Here is a 14,927-nt window from a genome sequence, read left to right on the forward strand (position 1 = left end):
GCGTCAGGCGTCGATTCCGAGCTTCTTGCGCAGGCTCGCGACGTGGCCGGTGGCCTTGACGTTGTAGAGCGGCAGGCGGATCGAGCCGTCCGGGTTCACGACGAACGTCGAGCGCAGGACTCCGGTGACTGTCTTGCCGTAGAGGGACTTCTCGCCGTAGGCGCCGTACGCGTTGTGCACGGTGAGGTCTTCGTCGGAGAGGAGCGGGAAGTTGAGGCCATCGTGCTCCTGGAATTCCTTGTTCTTCGCGGGGGCGTCTTTGGAGATGCCGATGACCTGGTAGCCGGCCGATTTCAGCGAGTTGAGATTGTCGCGGAAGTCGCAGGCCTCCGTCGTGCAGCCCGGCGTCATCGCGGCCGGGTAGAAGTAGACGATCACATTCTCGCCCGCGAAGTCGGCCAGCGACACGTCCTTCGAATCCTGGTCCTTCAGCGTGAATGCGGGTGCGATGTCGCCGGTTTCGAGTCGTTCAGCAGTCATACCTCAACGCTACCGCGAGCCGCTCGGCGTGGAAGCCGCGAACGTGGTCAGGAGGCGCTGGAGCGAGTCGAGTCGTGCGCGGCCGGTCGGGCCGAGGCGGCCCTCCTCGACGGCTTCCTCGATAGCGCAATCCGGGGCGTCGGGCAGGTGGGTGCAGCCGCGCGGGCAATCCTCTGCGACGGCGGCGAGGTCGGTGAACGCCTTCAGGATGCTGTCGGTGTTCACGTGCCCCAGGCCGAACGACCGGACCCCCGGTGTGTCGATGACCCAGCCGCGACCCTCCGGCGTCTCGACGCGCAGCGAGACGGTCGACGACGAGGTGTGTCGTCCGCGGCCCGTCACGGCGTTGACGACGCCGATCGCGCGCTTGGCCCCAGGGACGATCTCGTTGACGAGCGTGGACTTCCCGACCCCCGAGTGACCCACGACGACCGTGTCGTGGCCGACCAGGGCGGCGCGGATCTCCTCGACGGGGATGGCGTCCTCGCGGCTCGTGAACACGGGCAGGTCGAGACCGGCGAAGTTCTCGAGGAACTCCGAGGGGTCGGCGAGGTCGATCTTGGTCACACAGAGCATCGGTTCGATGCCCGCATCGTAGGCGGCGACGAGGTAGCGGTCGACCAGTCGGGTGCGCGGCTCGGGGTTCGCGGCCGCGACGACGATGAGCATCTGGTCGGCGTTCGCCACGATGACCCGCTCCACCTCGTCCGTGTCGTCGGCGCTGCGCCGGAGAAGGGTCTTCCGTGGTTCGATGCGCACGATGCGGGCGAGGCTGCCCTCCTCGCCGGTCGTGTCGCCGACGATGGCGACCCGGTCGCCGGTGACGATCGCCTTGCGGCGCAATTCGCTGGCCCGTGCGGCCGTCAGCTGGCGTTCATCCGCCGTGTTCTCGTCGAGCATGACCGTGTACCGGCCGCGGTCGACGCCGAGCACGCGAGCGATCCGGGCATCGGAGTGTTCGGGCCTGGTCTTCGTGCGCGGGCGCGAACCCTTGCGGTTCGGACGGCTGCGGATGCTCGACTCGTCGAATTCGTCATCCTCGTCGTCGTCCGCGCTCTCCCACCAGGTCACGGCGCCCACCGGGTCGGCGCCCACCACGTCGGCGCCCGCCGGGTCGGCGCCCGCCAGGTCACGGGGCGCCTTCCGTCAGCATCGCCTGCCACAGCTGCGTGAACTGGGGGAGCGTCTTCGCGGTCGTCGCGACGTTCTCGATCTCGACACCGGGAACAGCGAGGCCGATGATCGCGCCCGCTGTGGCCATGCGGTGGTCGTGGTAGCTGCGCCAGACGCCGCCGTGGAGAGGTCGTGGCACGATCCGGAGGCCGTCCTCGAGCTCGGTGACGTCGCCGCCCAGCCCGTTGATCTCGGCGGCGAGTGCGGCCAGGCGGTCCGTCTCATGGTGGCGGATGTGGCCGATGCCGGTGATCTCGCTCGGCCCGTCCGCGAGGGCGGCCAGCGCGACGATGGCCGGGGCGAGTTCTCCGCCCGTGGTGAGGTCGAGTGCGACTCCGCGGATGCCGCCGGCCGCTGCGCCGTCGCCCGAGACGGTGAGGCGGTCCCCACTGCGTTCGACCGTGGCCCCGAGCAGTGGAAGGAGGTCGGCGAGATCCGCACCGACCTGCGTCGTCGTGGCCGGCCATCCCGTGATGGTGACGCTTCCACCGGCGACGAGGGCGGCCGCGAGGAACGGTGCGGCGTTGGAGAGGTCGGGCTCGATGGCGATGTCGGTCGCCCGGATCGAGCCGGGGGACACCATCCATTCGCCGACCGCGGGCGACGCCACCGTGACCCCGCGCGCGGCGAGGGCCGCGATCGTCATCTCGATGTGGGGGAGGCTCGGGAGCCGTTCGCCCTCGTGGACCAGGTGCAGCCCGTCGTCAAAACGCGGCGCCGACAGCAGCAGGCCCGACACGAACTGACTGGATGCGGACGCGTCGATGGTGATCGAGCCGCCGCCGACCCGCCCCGTGCCGTGAACGGTGAACGGCAGGCTTCCACGGCCGTCGTCGTTGATGTCGACGCCGACGGCGCGCAACGCCGTGATCATGGTCTTCATCGGGCGACCGCGAGCCGAATCGTCTGCGTCGAACGTGGTCGGCCCCAGAGCGAGACCGGCCACCGGTGGAACGAACCGCATCACCGTGCCCGCCTGGCCGCAGTCGATCGTCGTGCTGCCGAACAGCTCGTCGGCCGGGGTGACCAGGAGGTCGGCACCGAACGGACCGGAACCCGGTCGCTCCTCGATGACCGTTCCCAGCGCACGGAGCGCCTGCACCATGTTCTCGCTGTCGAGGGAATGCAGGGGCGACCGGAGCAGCGATGGTCCGTCGGCGAGTGCCGCCAGGACGAGCTCGCGGTTGGTCAGCGACTTCGAGCCGGGCAGCGCGACGGATGCCCGGAGGGGGCCGTCTGCGACCGGCGCGGGCCACGGCACGTCGGGGTTGGCGGACGCCCTGTCGCCGTACGGGTCGAAGTCCGGAGCGGAATATTTCGAGATCAGCATTGTTGTCAAGATTATCCGCGATCGGCCGCGGGAGAGGCGTAGAACCAGAGGAAGGACGGACTGAGCATGACGGCAACCGCTGTTCTCACAGCTGAGCGTCCCTCGGAACTCGCAGAACGCGCCCTGTTGGCAGAACTAGACTGGCCCGTGATGACCACCGCACCAGAAGATCTCGGATCCCTCTTCGAAGAGCAGGCACTCCCGTACATGGACCAGTTGTACGCGGCGGCCCTCCGCATGACGCGCAACCCCGCCGACGCTCAGGACCTCGTGCAGGAGACGTTCGTCAAGGCGTACGCGGCGTTCCGCCAGTTCGAGCAGGGAACGAACCTGAAGGCGTGGCTGTATCGCATCCTCACCAACACCTTCATCAACACGTATCGCAAGAAGCAGCGCGAGCCGTACCAGGGCACCATCGACGAGCTCGAGGACTGGCAGCTCGGCGGCGCGGAGTCGACGACGGCGTCGACCACGCGCTCGGCTGAAGCCGAGGCGATCGACCACCTTCCGGACAGCGCCGTCAAGGACGCTCTCCAGGCCATTCCCGAAGACTTCAGGATGGCCGTGTATTTCGCTGACGTCGAGGGATTCTCCTACCAGGAGATCGCCGACATCATGAAGACCCCCATCGGCACTGTGATGAGCCGCCTCCATCGCGGTCGCCGAATGCTGCGGGAACTGTTGACTGACTATGCGCACGAGCGGGGACTCTCGGCCGTGCAGACACCCAGGAGCGCGAAATGACCGACTGCGGCTGCGACAAAGCCAAACAGGACCTCGAGGAGTACCTGCACAACGAGCTCTGCAACGAAGACGCTGCAGACATCCGCGAGCATCTCGAGCACTGTGCCGACTGCAACCACGAAGCCCACATGGGTGTGGTGCTGACCGAGGTCGTGCAGCGGGCATGCAAGGAGACCGCGCCGGAGGTCCTCCGGGCCCAGGTGCTGCTGAAGATCCGCGAGCTCCAGGCGCACTCCGTCTGAGCGCTCGATCGGCGTCAGGCGCCTCAGTCGGCCATGACCGAGCTGAGGACGAAGAAGCCTCCCGTGGGGTCGGTGACCTGGCAGAACCGCCCGAACTCGCTGTCCCACGGTTCGCGCACGACCGCGCCGCCGAGTTCGATGACCCGTGCTGCACTGGCGTCGACATCGTCGACCCCGAAGTACACCAGCCAGCTCGAGGGCATTCCGGCCGGAAGGACCGCCGCTGCGTCGTAGACGCCGCCGACCGGGCTGTCCGGCGAGGGGCCGAACGTCACATAACGGAAGTCCTCGGTGTCGCTGAGCACAGCGGGCTGCCAGCCGAATGTGTCCGTGTAGAAGCCGAGCTGGGCGTCGAAATCGCGGGCGTTCAGCTCGTGCCACACGACCGACCCGGCCTCCTCGGCTAGTTCGTAGCCCCGATGCTCGGCGGCCTGCCAGAGTCCGATGACCGCGCCACCCGGATCGGCGACGACCGCGAGCCTGCCCTGATCACCGACGGTCATCGTCGGTGCGAAGACCTGGCCGCCGGCGGCGACGACCGACGCCTCGGTCGCCTCGGAGTCCTCGACCAGCAGGTAGGTCATCCACGCGTCCGGTGCGTCGGAGCCGCCCATCGCACCACCAAGGCCTGCCACGTTGTGTCCGTCCTTGTGGAACGTGATGTAGCCGCCGTACTGCTCGTCGTCCGACACCCGGGGCTCCCAGCCGAAGAGTGCGGTGTAGAAGTCGCGCGAGGCCGCGACGTCGTTGCTCATGAAGTCCACCCAGCACGGTTCGCCGAGTCGGTGGGTTGTCAGGACGGGCATGTCGTCTCCCTACCGCCGGGTCGACCCGGCCACGCGATGGCACCGATCGGATGCCCTCCGCCAGCCTATGACCGACCGCCCACGTGAGGAAGGGCCGCACGCGACAGGCCCCGGACGTGCTGTCCGGGGCCTGTCGTCTGTCGTGCCGGGCCTGCTACTGGAGCGTGAGGGCCCGCTGGATGAGCTGCGCCTGCTCCTGCGCGTGACGCTTCGCCGACCCTGCGGCCGGTGAAGCCGACGGTGCGCGGGAGATCACGCCGAGGGGACGGGAACCGAGCTTCGACGTCTCCAGGATCATGTACGGCCAGGCGCCCTGGTTCTCGGGCTCGTCCTGCACCCACACCAGTTCGGCGTTCGGGTAGGAGTTGACGACCTGCTTGAGCTGGGTCGCCGGCAGGGGATAGTACTGCTCGACGCGGACGAGGGCGATCTCCGGGTTCGGGTTCTTCTCGAGCTCGTTCAGCAGGTCGTAGTAGAGCTTGCCCGCCATGAGGAGGACACGGCGTACCGCACCGCGGTCGGTGATCCGTGCGTCGTCGATCACCGGCTCGAACTTGCCCGAGGTGAAGTCGGGCACATCGCTCGATGCACCGCGGAGGCGGAGCATCGCCTTCGGGGTGAAGACGACGAGCGGCTTGCGCGGCCGGGCGTACGCCTGGCGACGAAGCAGATGGAAGTATGACGCCGGGGTCGACGGACGTGCGACGGTCATGTTGTTCTCCGCGCACAGCTGGAGGTACCGCTCGATCCTCGCGGAGGAGTGGTCAGGGCCCTGGCCTTCGTAACCGTGTGGGAGCAGCAGCACCAGCGACGAGCGCTGGCCCCACTTCTGCTCGGCCGATGACACGAACTCGTCGATGATCGTCTGTGCGCCGTTCGCGAAGTCACCGAACTGCGCTTCCCACAGCACCAGTGCATCCGGTCGCTCGACCGAGTAGCCGTACTCGAAGCCCATGGCTGCGTACTCGCTCAGCAGCGAGTCGTAGATCCAGAACTTGGCCTGGTTGTCGCTGAGGTTCGCGAGCGGCAGCCACTCCTGGCCGTTCTTGCGGTCGTGGAGCACGGCGTGACGCGACACGAATGTGCCGCGACGGGTGTCCTGGCCCGCCATGCGCACGGGCGTGCCTTCCAGCAGCAGTGAGCCGAGCGCAAGAAGCTCGCCGAAGCCCCAGTCGATTCCGCCGTTGCGGCTCATGTCGAGGCGCTTGGTCAGCAGCTGCTGCAGCTTCGGGTGCACCGTGAAGCCCTCGGGCGGGTTGTTGAACGCGTCACCGATGAGTCGGATGACCGCGTCGCTCACCCCCGTGGTCTCCGGTTCGCCCGCGCCGTCCTCGTGCTGCTGGGCTGCCGGCCGTTCGAGGTCGGCGACCGCTTTCGCATCCGCCGTGATGACCGGCATCGAGTTGGTCTGGGCCGCGTGCGTCTCCATGAAGGCGCGCTCGAGGCGCTCCTGGAAGTCGCGGTGCGCCTGCTCGAACTCGTCCTGCGTGATGTCGCCGCGTCCGACCAGGGCCTCCGTGTAGAGCTTGCGGACGCTGCGCTTGGCCTCGATGAGGTTGTACATCAGCGGCTGCGTCATCGACGGGTCGTCGCCCTCGTTGTGTCCGCGGCGGCGGTAGCTGACCAGGTCGATGACCACGTCGCGCTTGAACTCCTGGCGGTACTCGAACGCCAGCTGCGCGACGCGCACGACGGCCTCGGGGTCGTCGCCGTTGACGTGGAAGATCGGCGCCTGGATCGTCTTCGCGACATCCGTCGAATACACCGACGAACGCGCCTCGGACGGGGAGGTGGTGAACCCGACCTGGTTGTTGATGTTGACGTGGATGGTGCCGCCCGTGCGGTAGGCGCGCAGCTGCGACAGCTGGAGCGTCTCCATCACGATGCCCTGGCCGGCCATCGCGGCATCGCCGTGGATCAGGATCGGCAGCGTCAGGAAGGTGCCCGCGGGGCGCCGGTCCTGCTTCGCGCGGACGATGCCCTCGAGCACACCGTCGACCGCTTCGAGGTGGGACGGGTTCGCAGCGAGGTAGACCGGAATCTCCTCGCCGTTCGCGCCCTTGAACGTACCCTCGGTCCCGAGGTGGTACTTCACGTCGCCGGAGCCCTGCACGGTGCGCGGGTCCTGGGTGCCCTCGAACTCGCGGAAGATCTGGCCGTACGTCTTGCCCGCGATGTTCGTCAGGACGTTGAGCCGACCGCGGTGCGCCATACCGATCGCGACCTCGTCGAGACCTTCCTCCGCCGCACCCTGGAGGATGGTGTCGAGGGCCGCGATCGTGGACTCGCCACCCTCGAGGCTGAAGCGCTTCTGGCCGACGTACTTGGTCTGCAGGAACGTCTCGAAGGCCTCGGCCTCGTTCAGCTTGCCGAGGATGCGCAGCTGCTCGTCGTGGTCGAGACTCTCGTACTTGCGCTCGACCTTCTCCTGGATCCACCGGCGCTGTGCCGGGTCCTGGATGTGCATGTACTCGATGCCGATCGTGCGGCAGTAGGAGTCGCGCAGGACGCCGAGGATGTCGCGGAGCAGCATCTGGCGCTTGTCGCCGCCGAACTGCCCGGTGACGAACTCGCGGTCGAGGTCCCAGAACGTCAGGCCGTGGCTCGCGATGTCGAGGTCGGGATGCGAACGCTGGACGTACTCGAGCGGGTCGATGTCGGCCATGAGGTGCCCGCGTACGCGGAACGCGTTGATCAGCTCCTGTACGCGCGCCGTCTTGTCGACGGCGCTCGCCAGGTCGACGCTGATGTCGGGTGCCCAGTGGATCGGGTCGTACGGGATGCGCAGCGCCGCGAAGATGTCTTCGTAGAAGTTGCGCTTGCCGATCAGCATCTCGTGCACGATCTTGAGGAACTCGCCCGAACCTGCGCCCTGGATGACCCGGTGGTCGTAGGTGCTCGTCAGCGTGATCGTCTTGCCGATCGCGAGCTCGGTGAGTGTGTGCTCGCTCGCGCCCTGGAACTCGGCAGGGTACTCGAGCGCTCCGGCTCCGATGATCGCCCCCTGGCCCTTCATCAGGCGGGGGACCGAGTGCACGGTGCCGATGCCGCCCGGGTTCGTGAGCGAGATCGTCGTGCCGGCGAAGTCCGTCGCGGTCAGCTTGTTGGTGCGGGCTCGCGTGACCAGGTCTTCGTATGCCGCGAGGTATTCGCCGAAGCCCATCGTGTCCGCGCGCTTGATGCTGGGCACGAGGAGGGCGCGGGTGCCGTCCGGTTTGGGCAGGTCGATCGCGATGCCCAGGTTGACGTGTGCGGGTGCGACGACCGACGGCTTGCCGTCGACCTCGTCGTAGTAGACGTTCTGGCTCGGGAACTCCTTGAGCGCCTGGATCAGTGCCCAGCCGATCAGGTGCGTGAACGACACCTTGCCGCCGCGTGCCCGGCGCATGTGGTTGTTGATGACGATGCGGTTGTCGATGAGGAGCTTCGCCGGGATCGTGCGGACGCTGGTGGCCGTCGGTACCGACAGGCTCGCATCCATGTTCGTCGCCAGCGCCTTGGAGAGGCCGCGCAGCGGCGTCACAACGTCTTGCGGGGCGACCTCTTCTTCTTTCGCGGCGGTGTCGATGACCGGCTGGGGGGCGGTGACGGGTGCATCGGCCGGGACCGGCTGGGGCTTCGGTGCGATCGACGTCGTGCGTGCGACAGGCTGGGCGCCGATCACCGGGATCGGTGCCGTCACCGGACGTGGCTCGACGGGGGGTGCGGCGGTCTCGGGTGCGATCGGCGTCGACGGCTCAGCCGGTGCGGGCGGATTCGGCTCGGTCGGTGCCGGGATCGTCGGTTCCGCCGGGGTCGGCACGGTCGGTTCGCTCGGTGTCGGCGCAATCGGCTCCGTGGAGGTGGCCGGCGCCGACGCGCTGTCGTCTTTCACGGTCGGGTGGTAGGTCTCCAGGATCGGCCACCACGACTTGTCGACCGAGTTCTTGTCGACGATGAACTGTTCGTAGAGTTCGTCCACGAGCCACTCGTTGGCTCCGAATTCGCCCGAGGATCCGTCGTCGGTTCCCACTCCGGTCAATTGGCTCGACACAGCCGATCGCCCACTCTCTCCATTGATTTCGCATTCGATCGGGTGGCTCGTGGCCACCCTTTTCTGTCCAGTGCTCAAGCCTAATCCCATTGCCGGAGGGCTGCGGGCGACTGGGTATCGGGATAGCGTTATTCTCATGCAGTTCTATGGGACGACCCCCAGCCACGATCTGACGTACTCCGATGTGTTCCTCGTCCCGTCCCGCTCATCCGTGACGAGCCGCCTGGATGTCTCGCTCGCCCCGGGCGACGGCACCGGTGCGACCATCCCCATCGTCTCGTCCAACATGAACAGCGTCACAGGTAAGCGCCTCGCTGCGACCCTGGCCCGGCGTGGTGGGCTCGGCGTGCTTCCGCAGGACATGCACCTGCAAGACCTGGACGACGCCATCCGCTGGGTCAAAGCACAGCCGGTCGCTTTCGACACGCCGTATGTGCTGGCGCCGGACGACACCGTCGCCGCCGCGTTGCGGCGTGTTCCCGCCGTCGAAGGGCACGGCATCGTCATCCGCGACCAGTCCGGCGAGTACCTGGGCTGTCTCTCCGCCTCCCAGCTCGGGACGGCACTTCCGGATGCGCGGCTCGGCGACCTCCTGCACGGCGCGCTCACGTCCCTCGACGCCGACGACATTCCCGACGGCCGTGCCGCGTTCGAGGTCATGAGTGCCGCCGGACTCGAATTCGCGCCGGTTCTGCAGCACGGTCGAGTCATCGGCACGCTCAGCCTGCGAAGCGCGCTGCGGTCGACCATCTACGAGCCCGCCGTCGACGCGCACGGGCGCCTGCGGGTCGCTGCGGCCGTCGGTATCAACGGGGATGTCGGTGGCAAGGCCAAAGCGCTCGCCGCGGCTGGAGTCGACGTCATCGTCATCGACACCGCGCACGGTGATCAAGAGGGCATGCGCCGCGCCATCGAGATCGTCAAGGGTCTCGGGCTCGGTCTTCCGATCGTCGCAGGAAACGTCGTCACCGACCAGGCCGTGCGCGATCTCGTGGAAGCCGGAGCCGACATCCTCAAAGTCGGCGTCGGACCGGGAGCCATGTGCACGACGCGAATGATGACGGCGGTGGGCCGGCCCCAGTTCTCGGCGGTTCTCGAAGCGTCGGCGGCGGCGCGCGAACTGGGCGCGCACGTGTGGGCGGATGGCGGGGTGCGGTACCCGAGGGACGTCGCGCTCGCGCTCGCCGCTGGTGGCGCATCCGTCATGATCGGTTCGTGGTTCGCCGGAACCATCGAAGCGCCCGGAACCCTCGACCGTGACGAGAACGGTGCGCTCTACAAGGAGAGCTGGGGGATGGCGAGCACGAAGGCCGTGCAGCAGCGCTTCGAGCGGCTGGATGCGTATGAGCTTGCGCGCAAGACGCTGTTCGCCGAAGGCATCTCCAGTTCGCGGATCTACCTGGACCCGCTCCGGCCGTCGGTCGAGGACCTGCTCGACATGATCACGACAGGCCTGCGGAGTTCGTTCACATACGCGGGTGCGCGGAGTGTCGTGGAGTTCCACGACCGGGCTCTCGTCGGCATCCAGTCGGCCGCCGGGTACGAAGAGGGCAAGGCGCTTCCCGTCAGCTGGTGAGGCGCATCCCGCACTAGCTTCGTCCGAGCGCACTAGGTCTACGTAGTGCGCTCGGAACGAAGTAGTGCGCCGACCCCGGTCAGCGCGCGAGCAACTCGAGCGTGTCGACGACGCGGTTGGAGAATCCCCACTCGTTGTCGTACCAGGCGACGACCTTGACGTGCCTCCCGTCGACCCGCGTGAGAGCGGCATCGAAGATGGACGACGCGGGCTGGCCGGTGATGTCGCTCGAGACGAGGGGCTCGTCCGAATAGTCGAGGATGCCCGCGAGCCACCCGTCGGCAGCCTCACGATACGCGGCGAGGACGTCGTCGCGGGTGACGTCTCGTGCGACGGTCGTGTTCAGCTCGACGATCGAACCGACCGGGACGGGAACGCGGATCGAGTCGCCGGAGAGCCTTCCGTCCAGGCCGGGCAGGACGAGACCGATCGCCTTGGCCGCACCGGTCGTGGTCGGAACGATGTTCACAGCGGCGGCACGTGCCCGGCGGAGGTCGCGGTGCGGGCCGTCCTGCAGGTTCTGCTCCTGCGTGTACGCGTGGACCGTCGTCATGAAGCCGTGTTCGATTCCCGCGAGCCGGTCCAGCACGGCGGCGAGCGGGGCCAGGGCGTTCGTGGTGCAGGAGGCGTTGGAGACGATCACATGCGTGCTCGGGTCGTACGCATCCGTGTTGACGCCGTAGGCGAGGGTGACGTCCGCACCATCCGAAGGGGCGCTGACCAGGACCCGCTTGGCCCCGGCATCGAGGTGGGCGCGTGCAGCGTCAGCGGACGTGAAGCGGCCGGTGGACTCGAGCACGATGTCGACCCCGAGCTCAGCCCACGGCAGGTTGGCCGGCTCACGTTCGGCGAGCACGATGATACGCCGACCGTCGACGATGAGGTCCGTTCCGTCGACCTCGACCGGACGACCGAGTCGGCCCATCGAACTGTCGTATGCGAGCAGGTGTGCGAGCGTCTCGGGTGCGGTCAGGTCGTTGACGGCGACGACTTCGAGGTCGCTGTCGCGCTCGAGCAGAGCTCGGAGGGTGTTGCGTCCGATACGGCCGAATCCGTTCACGGCGATGCGGGTCATTGAGGGGTTCCTTTCGTTCTGCCGTCCATGTTCGCTCGCGGGAGGAGACGCGGAAAGTGGCCTGAACGACAGCATGCGCAAGAATCCGGCCATCAGTGCGGACAGAGAACGCAAGGTTCCCGCCAGAGCGCAGGACGAGTAAGACGCTCGGGCCGCTCGCTCGCCCAGGCAGCTCAGGCCGAGAAGGTGTGCCGGTATTCCGTCGGTGAGGTGCCGAGGATGCGCTGGAAATGCATCCGCAGGTTGGCGCCGGTCCCGAGGCCGACCCGGTCGGCGACCTGCTCGACACCGAGGTCGGTGCGCTCGAGCAGTTCACGGGCGAGGTCGACCCTGGCGCGAAGGACCCATTGCATCGGTGTGTAGCCCGTGTCTTCGATGAACCTCCGCGAGAACGTACGCGCGGAGACGCGTGCATGTCGGGCGAGCACCTCGAGGGTCAGCGGTTCGGCGAGATGTGCGAGCGCCCACTCGCGCGTGCTCGCGAACAGGTCCCCGAGGGGTTCCGGCATGCTCCGCGGAACGTACTGGGCCTGACCGCCGCTGCGATACGGCGCTGCGACGAGACGCCGAGCGACGTGGTTGGACAGCCCGACACCGTGATCACGCCGGACGAGGTGGAGGCACAGGTCGATTCCGGATGCGGCACCTGCGGAGGTGAGGACGTCGCCCTCGTCGACGAACAGCACGTTCTCATCCACCTTCACGAGCGGATGCTTCTCAGCCAGCGCCTGCGCGTAGTGCCAGTGGGTGGTGGCGCGCTTTCCGTCGAGCAACCCCGTCGCAGCCAGGGCGAACGCTCCGGTCGAGATCGCGGCGAGCCGTGTCCCGCGCTCGTGCGCAGTCTTCAGTGCCTCGACGACGGATGCGGGTGGCTCGGTGGAGACGGGCTCCCGATAGCCGGGGATGAAGATCGTGTCGGCGAGTTCGAGCGCTTCGAGCCCGTCGGCGACGTGATACGAGAGGCCGTCCCCGCCGCTCACGAGACCCGGAGCCGCACCGCATACGCGCACGTCGTACGGCATGCTCGGCCGATGGGAGAACACCTGTGCCGGGATGCCCACATCGAGCGGTTTCGCGCCCTCGAGAACCAGGACGGCGACGTGGTGGTCGGTGCGACTCATCGGGTCTCCTTCGACTCGAAAGCTCAGCTGCTCGGCGCGACCGTGGTTCGGCTCCGCCGATGCGCTCGTCGGCGGTTCCGCGCCTATTCTGTACCAGTCCGCGGCTTCGCAGAAGTGCCCGGCTTCGCAGTCGTGCCCGGCTTCGCGGTCGTGCCGACCTTCGGCGCTTTCGTCGTGGCCCGTGCGGTCGCCGCAGCCGCGGACGCTGGGCGCTTCACCGGGGCGCGACGTGCCGGGGTGGCGGCGACGGCATCCGCCGCATCCGCCGCACGGGCCGCAGCGGGCGCGAGCGGAGTCAGCCGCGCGAGCTGTGTCACGTGGCCGGGGTTCAGCTCGTCCAGGGACGCGACGCCGAGGAGGCGCATCGTGCGGGCGATCTGGCCCGACAGGATCGCGATGGTGCGGTCGACGCCTTCGCGTCCGCCGGCCATGAGCCCGTACAGGTATGCGCGCCCGATCATCGTGAACCGGGCGCCGAGGGCGATGGCGGCGACGATGTCGGCACCGGACATGATGCCCGTGTCCAGGTGGACCTCGGTGTCGCGCCCGACCTCGCGGACGACCTCGGGCAGCAGGTGGAACGGAATGGGGGCGCGGTCCAGCTGGCGTCCGCCGTGGTTCGACAGAGTGATCCCGTCGACGCCCATGGCGGCGAGCTTCTTCGCGTCGTCGACGTTCTGCACGCCCTTGACGACGAGCTTGCCCGGCCACTGCTCCTTGATCCAGGCGAGGTCTTCGAACGTGACCGTCGGATCGAACATGGAGTCGAGCAAGGCCGCCACCGTGCCCGACCAGCGATCGAGCGACGCGAACGCGAGGGGTTCCGTCGTGAGGAAGTTGATCCACCAGGCCGGGCGCGGGATGGCGTTGACGACGGTCTTGGGGGTCAGGGTCGGCGGAATGGTCATCCCGTTGCGGGTGTCGCGGAGGCGCTGACCGGCGACCGGGACGTCGACCGTCACGAGAAGGGTGTCGAACCCGGAAGCGGCTGCGCGTTCGACGAGTGCCATCGAGCGTTCGCGATCCTTCCACATGTACAGCTGGAACCAGTTGCGTCCGTTCGGATTCGCGGCCTTCACGTCTTCGATCGAGGCGGTGCCCATGGTCGAGAGCGAGAAGGGGATGCCTGCCGCACCGGCCGCAGCCGCGCCGGCACGTTCGCCCTCGGTCTGCATCATCCGCGTGAAGCCCGTCGGGGCGATTCCGAAGGGGAGCGCGACGGGTGCGCCGAGCACCTCACGTGTGGTGTCGACGGTCGACACGTCCCGCAGGATCGACGGGTTGAACTGGATGTCCTCGAATGCCTGCCGGGCACGGGCGAGCGAGATCTCGGCCTCTGCGGCGCCCTCGGTGTAGTCGAACGCAGCCTTGGGCGTGCGGCGTTTCGCGATCGCCCGCAGGTCGGAGATCGTCAGCGCAGCATCCAGGCGCCGCTTTTTGGCGTCGAGTTCCGGCTTCTTGAATCTCATCAGTGGCGCGAGATCACGGGGGCGGGGGATGCGGCGTTCAACCATGGGGGCTTTTCCTGTCTGGGTTCGGTCACGTCGTGACGGTCGTGGCGATCGGTGCGATTGGCGCGGTCGGTGCGTTGAAGGTCGGTGCGTGTCGGTCGGAGGTGAGGCGCGAGTCGCGGTAGTAGTCGGTGATGTGGTCGTGGACGAGCGTGCGGGCGAGGTCGGCGTGGCCCGAGCGGATGGCCGACAGGATGCCGCGATGCTCGCCGCGGAGGCGGGCGGCCATGCCCTCCCAGTCGGGCAGGCGCTCGGCGCCGGCGCGCACATAGCCCTCGATGGAGGTGCGGAGGCCGGCCATCATGGCCGAGACGACCTGGTTTTCGGCGGCGACGGCGAGTGCGAGATGGAACTGGGCGTCGAGGGCGAGGAATTCCCGCGGAGTCAGGTGGGGCGCATCCATCGCGTCGAGGAGTTCGACGGCGTCGCTGAGCTCGACGGAACCCTCTTCGCCGTCGCGGGCCGGCGCGCGGTCGGCGAGTTCGCCGACGACGGCCGTCTCGAGGAGGAGCCGGGTGCGCACGACGTCGGCGACGGGGAACCCGTTCGCCGCGACCTGAAGTCGCATGAGCGCCTGCATGCCGCCGTTCGGCCGGGCCACGATGATCGCACCGGAGTTCGGCCCCGAGCCCGTCTGGGTGCGGATGAGCCCCATGACCTCGAGCACGCGCACGGCTTCGCGCACACTCGACCGCCCGACGTCGAGCTCACTGGCCAGGGCGCGCTCGGGAGGAAGGTGATCGCCGGGCTGAAGTCGCCCTTCAACGAGCTGCGTCTCGATGTGGGAGAGCACCTGTTCCCACGCGCGGCGGTCGTCGGCGGTCATGCTGACTCCT

Annotated in this window: 12 protein-coding genes; 3 read left to right on the top strand and 9 right to left on the bottom strand. The window is 68.0% G+C overall.

Annotated elements, in window-relative coordinates; translation table 11 throughout:
• Positions 1–3: 3 nt before the first annotated feature.
• The 3 genes from bcp to aroA are packed head-to-tail and all read right to left on the bottom strand — an operon-like array spanning position 4 to position 2,983.
• A complete protein-coding gene (bcp, locus tag G3T36_RS14470) occupies positions 4–480 on the bottom strand; it encodes a thioredoxin-dependent thiol peroxidase (protein WP_163290522.1) in 477 nt (158 codons plus the stop codon).
• A gap of 9 nt (positions 481–489) precedes the next feature.
• Positions 490–1,551 carry a ribosome small subunit-dependent GTPase A gene (gene rsgA, locus G3T36_RS14475; RefSeq protein ID WP_163290726.1) on the bottom strand — a complete coding sequence of 354 codons (1,062 nt, stop codon included), beginning with the start codon at positions 1,549–1,551 and terminating at the stop codon, positions 490–492.
• Positions 1,552–1,609: 58 nt separating this feature from the next.
• Complete coding sequence (gene aroA, locus G3T36_RS14480) at positions 1,610–2,983, bottom strand: 3-phosphoshikimate 1-carboxyvinyltransferase (protein WP_163290523.1); 1,374 nt, start codon at positions 2,981–2,983, stop codon at positions 1,610–1,612.
• Between the two features lie 150 nt (positions 2,984–3,133).
• On the opposite strand from aroA, the gene G3T36_RS14485 reads away from it, so the two are divergent.
• Together G3T36_RS14485 and G3T36_RS14490 are read left to right on the top strand one after the other, a co-directional pair.
• The gene (locus G3T36_RS14485; RefSeq protein ID WP_193571234.1) at positions 3,134–3,727 is read left to right on the top strand and encodes a sigma-70 family RNA polymerase sigma factor; all 594 of its coding nucleotides are present in this window, start codon (positions 3,134–3,136) and stop codon (positions 3,725–3,727) included.
• Positions 3,724–3,969, top strand: coding sequence for a zf-HC2 domain-containing protein (locus G3T36_RS14490; protein ID WP_163290525.1), 246 nt, complete (start codon positions 3,724–3,726; stop codon positions 3,967–3,969). Before G3T36_RS14485 ends, G3T36_RS14490 begins: the two co-directional genes overlap by 4 nt.
• 23 nt (positions 3,970–3,992) lie before the next feature.
• Here the strand turns inward: G3T36_RS14490 and G3T36_RS14495 are convergent, their stop codons facing one another.
• Together G3T36_RS14495 and G3T36_RS14500 are read right to left on the bottom strand one after the other, a co-directional pair.
• On the bottom strand, positions 3,993–4,775 hold the full coding sequence (locus G3T36_RS14495; protein ID WP_163290526.1) for a VOC family protein: 783 nt from the start codon (positions 4,773–4,775) through the stop codon (positions 3,993–3,995).
• A gap of 154 nt (positions 4,776–4,929) precedes the next feature.
• Positions 4,930–8,808, bottom strand: coding sequence for a multifunctional oxoglutarate decarboxylase/oxoglutarate dehydrogenase thiamine pyrophosphate-binding subunit/dihydrolipoyllysine-residue succinyltransferase subunit (locus G3T36_RS14500; RefSeq protein ID WP_338031592.1), 3,879 nt, complete (start codon positions 8,806–8,808; stop codon positions 4,930–4,932).
• Between the two features lie 136 nt (positions 8,809–8,944).
• Here G3T36_RS14500 and guaB1 point away from each other — a divergent pair, with 136 nt between their 5' ends.
• Positions 8,945–10,384, top strand: a complete 1,440-nt coding sequence (guaB1, locus tag G3T36_RS14505; protein ID WP_163290528.1) for a GMP reductase — start codon at positions 8,945–8,947, stop codon at positions 10,382–10,384.
• A 79-nt stretch (positions 10,385–10,463) separates the two neighbouring features.
• Here the strand turns inward: guaB1 and gap are convergent, their stop codons facing one another.
• The 4 genes from gap to G3T36_RS14525 form a co-directional block, all read right to left on the bottom strand.
• Positions 10,464–11,459, bottom strand: a complete 996-nt coding sequence (gene gap, locus G3T36_RS14510; protein ID WP_163290529.1) for a type I glyceraldehyde-3-phosphate dehydrogenase — start codon at positions 11,457–11,459, stop codon at positions 10,464–10,466.
• 173 nt (positions 11,460–11,632) lie between these two features.
• On the bottom strand, positions 11,633–12,580 hold the full coding sequence (locus tag G3T36_RS14515) for a GlxA family transcriptional regulator (protein WP_163290530.1): 948 nt from the start codon (positions 12,578–12,580) through the stop codon (positions 11,633–11,635).
• Positions 12,581–12,663: 83 nt separating this feature from the next.
• Positions 12,664–14,094 (bottom strand): alpha-hydroxy acid oxidase, encoded by a 1,431-nt coding sequence (locus G3T36_RS14520; RefSeq protein ID WP_205245068.1) that lies wholly within the window; start codon positions 14,092–14,094, stop codon positions 12,664–12,666.
• A gap of 25 nt (positions 14,095–14,119) precedes the next feature.
• Positions 14,120–14,917, bottom strand: coding sequence for a FadR/GntR family transcriptional regulator (locus G3T36_RS14525; protein ID WP_163290531.1), 798 nt, complete (start codon positions 14,915–14,917; stop codon positions 14,120–14,122).
• Positions 14,918–14,927: the final 10 nt, after the last annotated feature.

It is taken from the genome of Leifsonia tongyongensis (assembly GCF_010686705.1).
GTDB classification, from domain to species: domain Bacteria; phylum Actinomycetota; class Actinomycetes; order Actinomycetales; family Microbacteriaceae; genus Diaminobutyricibacter; species Diaminobutyricibacter tongyongensis.

Excerpts from the sequence above, each read along its gene's own strand:
- aroA (WP_163290523.1), bottom strand. The coding sequence starts at position 2,983 with ATGCTGATCTCGAAATATTCCGCTCCGGACTTCGACCCGTACGGCGAC.
- G3T36_RS14485 (WP_193571234.1), top strand. The coding sequence starts at position 3,134 with ATGACCACCGCACCAGAAGATCTCGGATCCCTCTTCGAAGAGCAGGCA.
- G3T36_RS14520 (WP_205245068.1), bottom strand. The coding sequence starts at position 14,094 with ATGGTTGAACGCCGCATCCCCCGCCCCCGTGATCTCGCGCCACTGATG.
- gap (WP_163290529.1), bottom strand. The coding sequence starts at position 11,459 with ATGACCCGCATCGCCGTGAACGGATTCGGCCGTATCGGACGCAACACC.
- G3T36_RS14490 (WP_163290525.1), top strand. The coding sequence starts at position 3,724 with ATGACCGACTGCGGCTGCGACAAAGCCAAACAGGACCTCGAGGAGTAC.
- bcp (WP_163290522.1), bottom strand. The coding sequence starts at position 480 with ATGACTGCTGAACGACTCGAAACCGGCGACATCGCACCCGCATTCACG.
- G3T36_RS14525 (WP_163290531.1), bottom strand. The coding sequence starts at position 14,917 with ATGACCGCCGACGACCGCCGCGCGTGGGAACAGGTGCTCTCCCACATC.
- G3T36_RS14515 (WP_163290530.1), bottom strand. The coding sequence starts at position 12,580 with ATGAGTCGCACCGACCACCACGTCGCCGTCCTGGTTCTCGAGGGCGCG.
- G3T36_RS14495 (WP_163290526.1), bottom strand. The coding sequence starts at position 4,775 with ATGCCCGTCCTGACAACCCACCGACTCGGCGAACCGTGCTGGGTGGAC.
- guaB1 (WP_163290528.1), top strand. The coding sequence starts at position 8,945 with ATGCAGTTCTATGGGACGACCCCCAGCCACGATCTGACGTACTCCGAT.